This window comes from Rhodococcus sp. NPDC078407 (genome assembly GCF_044542515.1).
Lineage (GTDB): Bacteria > Actinomycetota > Actinomycetes > Mycobacteriales > Mycobacteriaceae > Rhodococcoides.
The window spans coordinates 28106-37722 of sequence record NZ_JBITUQ010000034.1; the positions used below are offsets into that span (position 1 = coordinate 28106).

Here is a 9617-nt window from a genome sequence, read left to right on the forward strand (position 1 = left end):
AGCCCATTCCTCGACCCCACGACCGGATTCCTCGGTTCGTGGGCTTGGGCGGATGACATTCCCACACCTGCCACGCGTCACGGCGCGCCGTGCGGGTCCGTTTTCTGCATTCGATCAGGAGATTTTCACAATGCCGTCCTCCAACGCCAAGTCCGCCGCCACGGCGACAGACCCGGGAATAACCGAGCCCATCACTACCAAAGTTCTCATCATCGGCAGCGGCTTCTCTGGCCTCGGTATGGCCGTCCAGCTCCGCCGACGCGGGTACAGTGATTTCATCGTTCTAGAAAAGGCCGACTCCGTCGGTGGGACGTGGCGCGACAACACCTATCCGGGATGCGCGTGCGACGTACCGTCACTGATGTACTCCTACTCGTTCGAGAGTCGCGGTAGCTGGTCGAAGGTATGGTCCTCGCAGCCCGAAATCGAGCAGTACCTGAAAGATATCTCCAACAAGCGTGGTGTCACTCAGAAGATCCACTTCGGGCAGAAGTTGGTCTCCGGATACTGGAGCGAGTCCGAATCTCGGTGGCACCTGCGTACCGAGTCGGGCCGGGAGTACGTCGCGCAGTACATCGTGTCCGGTGTCGGCGCTCTGCACATCCCGAATTTTCCGAATATCCCCGGAATCGACGAGTTCGCCGGTCAGGCGTTCCATTCGGCACAGTGGGACCACACGGTGGATCTCCAGGGCAAGCGGGTGGCCGTCATTGGCACCGGTGCCAGCGCGATTCAGTTCGTGCCGTTCGTGCAGAAGGACGCCGGCACACTCACGGTCTTCCAGCGAACCCCGGCTTGGGTACTTCCACGCAAGAACTTCGCGGTGCCGCCGGTACTTCGGACGCTGCTCAGCAAGATCCCCATTACTCGCCGCCTCGCTCGGTGGTCGGTCTACTGGGGCGCAGAGAGCCTGGCCTTCGGGCTCAACGGCCACTCCAACCTTATGCGACCGATCGAAAAGGTGGCGAAATGGAACATCGAGCGTTCTATCACCGACCCCGAGCTCCGCCGGAAGCTGATGCCGTCCTACCGCATCGGATGCAAGCGCATCCTGGGATCGAACGACTACTACCCTGCGCTCGCCGCCCCCAACACGACAGTGATCAGCGATCGGATCGAAAAGATCACTGCCGATTCGATCGTCACCCCTGACGGCGTGTCACACCCTGTGGATGTGATCATTTACGCCACAGGGTTCCATGTCACGGACGGGTTCGATCAACTCGCGCTCAAGGGCGCTCGGGGCGAGGACTTGCCGTCGCACTGGCACCGGACGGGCATCAATACCCACCTCGGCATCACCACCGAGGGCTTCCCGAACCTGTTCTTCCTGCTCGGACCTAACACGGGTCTTGGGCACAACTCTGTCGTGTTCATGATCGAGCAGCAGATCAAGTACATCATGAAGGCCATCGACGCCGTCGACAGTCGAGGTGCGGAGCGTGTTGATGTGCGGGCCGAGGTTCAAGAACACTTCAACAAGAGCATCCAACACAAGCTCGCCAAGGGCGTGTGGACCAACGGCGGATGTACGAGTTGGTATCTGGACTCGCAAGGTGTCAACCGTACGGTGTGGCCCGGGTTCACCTGGCAGTACTGGCGAGCGACGAAAGACTTCGAGCCCGCCGAGTACGAGATCGCCTGACAATCCAACCGTAGGTCATCGAGAAGTGAGTATCCGACAGTGAGTAGTTCGACAGCAGGCAATTACGCGACCCAGGTCGCAGTCGTCACGGGAGCCGCCTCAGGGATCGGTCGGTCCCTTGCCCTCCAACTGGCCGAACGCGGGGCCAGCCTTGCCTTGTCCGACGTCGACGAAGTGCATCTCGAGGAGACGGCGGACATGTGCCGTACCGCGCATCGTGCGACCGTGGAGACCGCGGTGTTGGACGTGGCAGATCGTGCTGCGTTCCAGGTTTACGCAGAGAGCGTGCAGTCGTCTTTCGGGCGCGTCAACATGGTGTTCAACAATGCCGGCGTCGCCCTCGGCGCCGACGTTGTCGACATGTCCTGGGAGGATTTCGACTGGCTGATGGACATCAACTTCGGTGGTGTCGTCAACGGGACCAAGGCGTTCCTGCCTTATCTGATCGCCTCTGGTGATGGTCATCTGGTAAACACCTCCAGCGTCTTCGGTCTGGTCGGGATCCCCAGTCAAAGCGCTTACAACGCCGCGAAGTTCGGTGTGCGTGGCTTCACCGAAGCGCTTCGGCAAGAGATGAAAATCAGTCGGCATCCGGTCACGGTGACATGCGTTCACCCCGGCGGCGTCAAGACTAATATCGTCAACAACGCTCGTGGTGTATCCGATATGGGGGCAGATACCGCCACCATTGCCTCGATGTTCAACAACATCGCCAGGACCACTCCGGAGAAAGCTGCGTGCGCCATCCTCAAGGGAATGGACAAGAAGAAGCCCCGAGTGCTGATCGGCGCAGACGCACGTGGCTTCGACTTTGTCGCACGCGTTGTCGGTCCGCGCTACCAGGACATCTCTGCGCCTGTCACACGCGCGGGCTACGCCTTGGCTCGTAAGCGGGGGCTCATCAAATGACCCTCGAACAGGAGAATCGGCCGGGCACCACCGCGCGATCGCGAACGCTGACCGTGTCGGAGGTCGTGCAGGAGACCAAGGACTCCGTGAGCATCGCCTTCGAAGTGCCTGACGAGATCGTCGACGATTTCAAGCATCTACCCGGGCAGTTCATTACGTTGAAGATCCCGTCCGACCAGACGGGCCACGTCGCACGATGCTACTCGCTGAGCAGTTCGCCTCATGTCGATGACTTCCGCCTCGAGATCGGGGTGAAGCGCACCGCTGGGGGGTATGCGTCGAACTGGTTGTGTGACAACGTTTCCATCGGCATGGAGGTGACCGTCCTCACGCCATCGGGAAAGTTTACCGCTAAGAGCCTCGACGTCGACTTGCTCTTCTTCGCTGGCGGAAGCGGCATCACTCCGGTTCTGTCGCTGGTGCAGTCGGCTCTGGTGTCGGGCAGTGGGGAAGTTGTCCTGTTCTACGCAAACCGTGACTCCGATTCGATCATGTACGAGTGCCGGCTTGAGCAGATTAGATCTGAATTCGCCGAGCGGTTCACTTTGGTTGACTGGCTTGAGTCGGAGAACGGGATTCCCACATCAGAGGCTGTAGAAAAGATCATTCGTGAACACAAGGGATCGGCAATTTTCACCTGCGGGCCTTCCCCTTTCATGGATCTTGTGGAAAGCTCTGCCGCCGCATGCGGAGTGGATCATTCGGATGTACATCGAGAGGTATTCCAGTCGCTGACGGGTGACCCGTTCGACACCGCAACACTGCGTCGACTCAATGACGACGAGGGTGTAGCTACGGCCACGGTTTACCTGAACGGAGAGTGCATCACCACGGAGTGGCCACGTAACACGCCTCTGCTCGATGTGCTGCTCTCGCGAGGGCACAATGCCCCGTACTCGTGCCGAGAGGGCGCATGCAGCGCGTGTGTGTGCAAGCTCATCGATGGCGATGTCGAGATGGTGCAGAACAACATCCTCGTAGACGACGACATTGAGGACGGCGAGCGACTCGCGTGCCAGGCACTTCCGCTCACCGACGCTGTGACGGTGAGTTTCGATGACCTCTGACTCCTCGAAAGCTGGCCTATTGTCGCGGCGGTCGCGGGAGGTTCTCTCCAGTGACGGCACGAGGCTGTTTGTCGAGGAGTACGGGCTCGGTGATGATGCGCCGCTGCTGGTGTTCAGCCACGGGTGGGCTTGCCAAGGTCGGTTCTGGAGACCTCAGATCGAGCACTTCGCCACCACACACCGTGTGGTGGTGTATGACCAACGAGGGCATGGCTGGAGCGACCGGGGTCGCGCGCCCTTCTCTTCGTCGGTGCTCGGCGACGATCTCGAGGCTGTCTTGCGCGCTGTCGTCACGTCTAATCGTAAGGCATTGGTGACCGGTCATAGTATGGGCGGGATGTCCATCATGGGTTGGGCTGCCGAGCACCCGGAGTCGGTGCCCGTCTTATCCCGTGGTGCCGTCTTGGCGAGTACCGGCCCCTCGCAGTTGGTGAGTAAATCGACGCTAATTGGGTCGCCACGTCGATTCCGCGCCTCACTGGAGCGGGCATTCGCAGCCGGGCTCGCCACCGCGGGACCGGAGATGCTTGACACTCGCTTCAACCGACGGTTGGTGAAATACGGGACGATGGGTCCACACACGCCAGCAGACGTTGTGGCTGAGTGTTCCGACATAGTACTGCGGTGCCCCCCTGCGGTTCGGGGAATGTGGGGCAGGGTCCTGGCCACCATCGATGTGAGCAGAGGAATCGACTCACTTACGGTTCCGACGACCGTGATCGTGGGCTCGGCCGACAAGTTGACACCCGCGGTTCATTCCATTGATCTCGCCGACCGACTGCAGCAGCGCCGCCGGTTGCATGAGTTCGTGGCGTTGCCACAGATCGGTCACATGATCAACATGGAGGCACCAAACTATTTCAACGAAGCAGCGGCCCGATTGGACGCAGCCACGGTAGGCGATGGCTTTTGAACCGTCGACCGGACACACATGAGCTCGTGAGACGGCCACGATCGTCGACAGGCCGCGCGTGTCCGAGTTGGGAGGGGTCCATCGAGGCGTACAGCATCGATGGCATCGCCACGGTGATCTTTTTTGCGTCGATGGTGCGCAGCACCTCGGCGGATAAAACTTCGGCAGCACCATCATCGGGCCGCCTTTCGTCAGGGTCGGCACGAAGAACGCGGCCCCAGCATGCGACAGCGGGGTGCACAACGAGAATTTGGGGTACCCGGCCATTCTCACTCCGGAGAGTTGAATCTGCGTCATCGTGAACAATGCCGAAGCCTCCGATGGCTCCCTTCGGCTTTCCGGTCGTGCCGCCGGTGTATGTGATCGACACGGTGCGATCCGGCGGACGATCGGCTGCTTGAGGGAGGGTGCCGAACCGCTGCGAGCGAACCGAGAGGTTTCAGCGAACGGCTCTACAGCCCGACTCGCTTGAGAGGACCCTTCAGGGTATTGTTAACCCCACAATGTCATTCGTCCGCCGCGTTTCATTTACTCCATCTCAGGTGCAGCGTCGAGTGGCCGATGCCCGTAGCACCCGCTGGGATGAGCATAGAGTCGAGGTACGCGCGCAGCTGGTCGACGCGACCATACGGATCATCGAACGGTATGGTGCAGGCGTCAGCATGGACGACATCGCTGCGGAGGCCCGTGTATCTAAACCAAAGCTGTATCGCTACTTTGGCGACAAAGCGGGCTTGAACGCGGCGGTGGCGGCGAAACTCGGTGCGTTGATGTGGGATTCGGCGAAAATCACTATTCTCGCTGACCAAGATTATCTTTCGGTTGACGACATGGTTCGCTCGTCCGTCCAGAGCTACGTCACGCTCGTCGGGCAGTATCCCACGGTCGTCAGATTCCTTATGGCGAATCACTTGTTTCAGTACTCCGGATCGGGAAATGGCGGAGTTGCTGACGAACTGAGGTCGGTGATGGAGGTCGTCGCCGATCGGTTCACTGAAAGTCTTCAGCGTGTTCACGCAGATACCTCGGTCATTCCCATGGCCGTGGCGTCCATTCTGGGTTCTGGTCTATCTGCGACTCAGTGGTGGATCGACAACGGTCGTGAGCAAGGGGTGGACGATACGTTCTTCGCCGCACACCTATCAGAGACGACGTGGGGAATCATCGACGGCGCGGCCGCAACCGTAGGCGTGGCCTTCTCACGCAGTCTGCCTTTCAGCCATCCCGGTTTCGCCTCCCGCCACAAAATAGACTGAATCACCCTAGATATCCAAGAATTGTAACTTGTCATGCTGCGTCGGGTTGTTGCGCGGTGCGGTGTGCCCAAGCGGTGTGTTCGTCGTATTCGGTGCAGTGGCGTACGCACCCGTGCAGGAGCCCGACAAGTCTGTTGGCGAGTGCGCGGAGCGCTTGGTGGTGGAGGTCTCCGGTAGCACGGTGTTGGTCGTAGAACGCGCGAGCGGCCGGACTCTGGCTGAGGGCGCAGAACGCCCACCGGTCGATGGCATCGTAGAGCCGCCGGTTGCGGATATGTCGAGCCAGTACGGCCCGCTTCTTGCCCGACGCAACTGTCAGGGGTGACGTACCGGAGTAATTCTTGCGAGACTTGGCGTTGGTGTAGCGGTCGACGTCGTCGCTGAATTCACCGAGCCCCGGGCGGCGAGGATGACACCGATTCCTGGCAGGGAGAGGTAGACGGCGGCGTTGCGTGTCAGCGTCCGGGTGTGTTTCAAAATGGCGGGTCAGTTCGGCTTCGAGGTCGCCGATCTGACGGTTCAACTCCGCGATCAGCGCCAAGAGTGCGCCGAAATCCTCGCGGCAGATCACTTCTCTCTTTAAGCTATGTCGGCTTGGTCGATCCTTTAGCGCAGTTGACTTCTGACATAGTGCAGTTTGTTCTTTTGAAACTGACAGCGGTGCAGGCCGAGCGCGCGAAGACGCGACAGACTCGGCATAGTTTTTTCACGACAGAGAGGTCTGACCATGAAGAGAATTCCGGACGAGGTCAGCGGGTCGGCCGGCCCCGCTGTCGAGAACTGGGCGCGCTCGTTCTGGAGCACGAGTTTCGATTCGCCTGATCTGCCGCCCCACCACCCCGACTGTCTTGGTTGTGGGCCGGAGAATCCGCACGGCCACGCCCTGTCGGTCCAGCGGGACGAGAACGGCGTGGTGGCTCACCATGTGTTCGATCAACGTCATGTCGGGGCACCCGGGATAGCACACGGAGGCGCGGTGGCGACCGTTCTCGACGATCTGTTCGGCTTCCTGCTCTACACAGTGGGTGAGCTCGCCGTGACGCGGCGTCTCGAGCTCGACTACCTGGCGCCGGTTCTGCTCGGCACTCCATACGTATTGCGTGCTGCCGTTCGGTCTCGTGATGGGCGCAAACTGGATCTCACGGCCACGATGGACGATGCGCAGGGCCGCTCGGTCGCCACCGCTACTGCCCTGTTCGTGGTGGTCGAGGTCGAACACTTCATGCAGTCCCAAGCGCGGGCCCAAATCCGGGCCACAGACACGAATCACACCGAAGAATGACACCCTGGCCGACCTTCACCGACGTCCATCACCCGCGGTGGCTGTCGTACGGCTGCGTCTACCTGGCGCAAAGACGGCGAGGACGAGTGCCCCAGCGGCGGTCAGGGCCGCCAACGCCAGTGTCGCCTGACCACTTCCGTGTACGAATGCGGCTTTGGCGAACTCTGCCAGCGGCTGGCCAGCTGGTCCTGCGCGGTCGGCGACCTGCAATGCGGCGGCCAGCGAATCGGCCACCGGACCGCGGGCAGGCTCGGGTAGCTGGGGCAGAGCCGGCTGGATGTGCTGAACGTAACCGGCCGCGAGCACGCTACCGGCTACCGCAATCCCAATCGCGGCACCGATTTCGCGAGCTGCGTCGTTGACCGCGGCAGCCACCCCGTGCTTGGCCTCAGGAGTGTCCGAGACGATGGCGAAAGTCGCAGGGGCGGTAGACAACCCCAAACCTGCGCTCATGATGAGCAGGGGCCACAGCAGGTCAGAGTAAGTCGCCGCGACGGTCAGTCTGCTGACCATCACCAGTCCCGCCGCGATGGTGAGCAGACCTACAGTGGTCATCACCCGCAGCCCGAATATGTTCGACAGCCAGGGTGCAATCACCGAGATCACGATGAGCGGCACCACCATAGGAGTCAACGCCAACGCGGCGGTGAGCGGTCCATAACCAAGAATCAACTGCAGATACTGCACCAACAGCAAGAACACCCCGAAGGTCACCAAAAATTGGATACAGACAGACAGCGCGCCGGCACCGAAACCACGGCGGGCGAACAACCGGACATCGAGTAGCGGTGCCGAGGAACGTAGTTCTACGACGACGAACACCACGACCGCGAACAAGCCCACCACAGTGCTGACGGCGACGAGCGAATCCGACCAGCCACGGACCGGAACCTCGATCACAGCGAAGACGATCGCCCCGACTGCGACAACGACGGTCACAGCGCCTACCCAATCGACCGGCGGATGCTCCTGTTGGCGGGACTCCGCGATACTGCATGCCAACCCAGCCAGAACCGCTCCGGCGACGGTCAACCCGACGAATACCGAGGTCCACGGCCACTGTTCGAGCAGCACTCCAGCCCCGAGGATGCCCAGGACCGCTCCGGATCCAGCAACCCCGGCCCACACACCTACAGCGCGACCGCGATGCTCCGGTGGAAATCCCGCGGTCAGTATCGACAGCGTCGAGGGCATGACCAGCGCCGCACCCGCCCCAGCCAACGCGCGAGCTGCGATCAGCCACGCCGGGTCAGCAAGAAACAAGGGCAATGCCGACGCGAAAGCGAACAACGCCAACCCTGCCACGAGCACCCCGCGGCGACCGTAACGGTCACCGATCGCACCGGCAGGCAGAACGAAACACGCCAATACCAACGTGTAACCGTCGACTATCCAGGTCAGTTGAGCTTGCGTCGCCCCTGTCGCGACCGCGATCTGTGGCAACGCTGAATACAATGCCGCCATTGCGGCCACCACCAACGCGACCGCCATGCACGACACAATCAACATCCACCACTGGGCACCGCTCCATCGAGCGACGCCGACAGAGTTGGATCCACGTTCGTTCAACGGCCAGCCTCCCAGTTCAAGACTGATCGTCTCGGTACGAGACTATTAGTATCATAACTCTGCGGGTGTGACAGAATGATCAAGCGAGGACATGTCTTGTCAGTCAAATGGAGCGGAGCCCGTTCATGGTCGACCCTCCCGTTGCAACCGAGGGCCCGGCCGACCCCCGGCTGGCGCGCTCACGTAACCGGTTACTCGAAGCGGCCGGTCAGCTGCTGTCCACCGGCGGTGTCGAGGCGGTCACCGTGGAGGCGGTCACCCGCATGTCGAAGGTTGCACGTGCCACGCTGTACCGACACTTCGGAAGTACCACTGACCTGCTCGCTGCAACCTTCGAGCGACTACTACCCCCAGTCGACACCGATATCGATACCGGTCCGCTACGCGAACGTCTGATTTCGTTGCTCACCACCCAAGCCGACCTCATTGACCAAGCTCCGGTGCAGATGACCACGCTGGCGTGGCTGGCGATGGGACCCGTCAACAGCGGCGACGCCAGTCGGCGCGATCTCGATCCTGGCGCGGTGGTCTCGCTTCGGGCTCGTGTAATAGAGCAATACCGCAAGTCCCTGGATCAGATCCTGACGACCCCTGACGCCCGCGCTGTGCTCGGCGAGCTCGACACCACCTTCGCCCTCATTCAGCTCCTCGGACCGATAGTGTTCGCTCGCCTTACTGGACTGCGTCACATCCACGCCGACGACTGCATCCGAATCGTCGACAACTTTCTCGCCGCCCATGCGATAAGTGTCGGATCGAGCACTTCCCGCGACAACAGCCTTCCGTGGCCGGCCGCGACGCTAGACCCCCAGCTCAACGACGGCCAGTAAGGCTTAACAGGGAAACCACACGATCAATATGCTAACCAGTCATGGGATCGCAGCGCTCATAGGATGCGGTCGAACGTGGGCATAAGAACTTGGAGTTGCAGTGCAGGAGACTTCTGACATCGTGCAGCCGACTTCTGAAACTGACA

8 protein-coding genes and 2 pseudogenes are annotated in these 9617 nt (G+C 61.0%); 7 read left to right on the forward strand and 3 right to left on the reverse strand.

Annotation, left to right across the window (positions count from 1 at the left end):
• Positions 1-130 precede the first annotated feature (130 nt).
• From ACIGGF_RS23710 to ACIGGF_RS23725, 4 genes are read left to right on the forward strand one after another with little or no spacing between them, the layout of a single operon-like run.
• On the forward strand, positions 131-1645 hold the full coding sequence (locus ACIGGF_RS23710; protein WP_027498242.1) for an NAD(P)/FAD-dependent oxidoreductase: 1515 nt from the start codon (positions 131-133) through the stop codon (positions 1643-1645).
• 39 nt (positions 1646-1684) lie between these two features.
• Positions 1685-2554: an SDR family NAD(P)-dependent oxidoreductase gene (locus tag ACIGGF_RS23715; RefSeq protein WP_397523540.1), complete on the forward strand. Its 870-nt coding sequence runs from the start codon at positions 1685-1687 to the stop codon at positions 2552-2554.
• A complete protein-coding gene (locus ACIGGF_RS23720) occupies positions 2551-3621 on the forward strand; it encodes a 2Fe-2S iron-sulfur cluster-binding protein (RefSeq protein ID WP_397523541.1) in 1071 nt (356 codons plus the stop codon). Before ACIGGF_RS23715 ends, ACIGGF_RS23720 begins: the two co-directional genes overlap by 4 nt.
• A complete protein-coding gene (locus tag ACIGGF_RS23725; RefSeq protein ID WP_397523542.1) occupies positions 3611-4534 on the forward strand; it encodes an alpha/beta fold hydrolase in 924 nt (307 codons plus the stop codon). The genes ACIGGF_RS23720 and ACIGGF_RS23725 overlap by 11 nt, the downstream gene beginning before the upstream one ends.
• Before the next feature lie 30 nt (positions 4535-4564).
• Here ACIGGF_RS23725 and ACIGGF_RS23730 read toward each other — a convergent pair.
• A pseudogene (locus ACIGGF_RS23730) lies at positions 4565-4931 on the reverse strand (AMP-binding protein); the annotation flags it as partial.
• Between the two features lie 106 nt (positions 4932-5037).
• Here ACIGGF_RS23730 and ACIGGF_RS23735 point away from each other — a divergent pair.
• Positions 5038-5790 (forward strand): TetR/AcrR family transcriptional regulator, encoded by a 753-nt coding sequence (locus ACIGGF_RS23735; RefSeq protein ID WP_397523543.1) that lies wholly within the window; start codon positions 5038-5040, stop codon positions 5788-5790.
• A gap of 31 nt (positions 5791-5821) precedes the next feature.
• Here the strand turns inward: ACIGGF_RS23735 and ACIGGF_RS23740 are convergent.
• A pseudogene (locus ACIGGF_RS23740) lies at positions 5822-6337 on the reverse strand (transposase); the annotation flags it as partial.
• 180 nt (positions 6338-6517) lie between these two features.
• Between ACIGGF_RS23740 and ACIGGF_RS23745 the strand changes: the two are divergent.
• Positions 6518-7072: a PaaI family thioesterase gene (locus ACIGGF_RS23745; RefSeq protein ID WP_397523544.1), complete on the forward strand. Its 555-nt coding sequence runs from the start codon at positions 6518-6520 to the stop codon at positions 7070-7072.
• A gap of 15 nt (positions 7073-7087) precedes the next feature.
• On the opposite strand, the gene ACIGGF_RS23750 is transcribed toward ACIGGF_RS23745, so the two are convergent.
• The gene (locus tag ACIGGF_RS23750; RefSeq protein WP_397523548.1) at positions 7088-8581 is read right to left on the reverse strand and encodes an MFS transporter; all 1494 of its coding nucleotides are present in this window, start codon (positions 8579-8581) and stop codon (positions 7088-7090) included.
• A 185-nt stretch (positions 8582-8766) separates the two neighbouring features.
• Between ACIGGF_RS23750 and ACIGGF_RS23755 the strand changes: the two genes are divergently transcribed.
• A complete protein-coding gene (locus ACIGGF_RS23755) occupies positions 8767-9471 on the forward strand; it encodes a TetR/AcrR family transcriptional regulator (RefSeq protein WP_222068477.1) in 705 nt (234 codons plus the stop codon).
• Positions 9472-9617 lie beyond the last annotated feature (146 nt).

Coding starts and splice junctions, on each gene's coding strand:
- ACIGGF_RS23710 (WP_027498242.1), top strand. CDS start 131: ATGCCGTCCTCCAACGCCAAGTCCGCCGCCACGGCGACAGACCCGGGA.
- ACIGGF_RS23720 (WP_397523541.1), top strand. CDS start 2,551: ATGACCCTCGAACAGGAGAATCGGCCGGGCACCACCGCGCGATCGCGA.
- ACIGGF_RS23725 (WP_397523542.1), top strand. CDS start 3,611: ATGACCTCTGACTCCTCGAAAGCTGGCCTATTGTCGCGGCGGTCGCGG.
- ACIGGF_RS23735 (WP_397523543.1), top strand. CDS start 5,038: ATGTCATTCGTCCGCCGCGTTTCATTTACTCCATCTCAGGTGCAGCGT.
- ACIGGF_RS23745 (WP_397523544.1), top strand. CDS start 6,518: ATGAAGAGAATTCCGGACGAGGTCAGCGGGTCGGCCGGCCCCGCTGTC.
- ACIGGF_RS23750 (WP_397523548.1), bottom strand. CDS start 8,581: ATGTTGATTGTGTCGTGCATGGCGGTCGCGTTGGTGGTGGCCGCAATG.
- ACIGGF_RS23755 (WP_222068477.1), top strand. CDS start 8,767: ATGGTCGACCCTCCCGTTGCAACCGAGGGCCCGGCCGACCCCCGGCTG.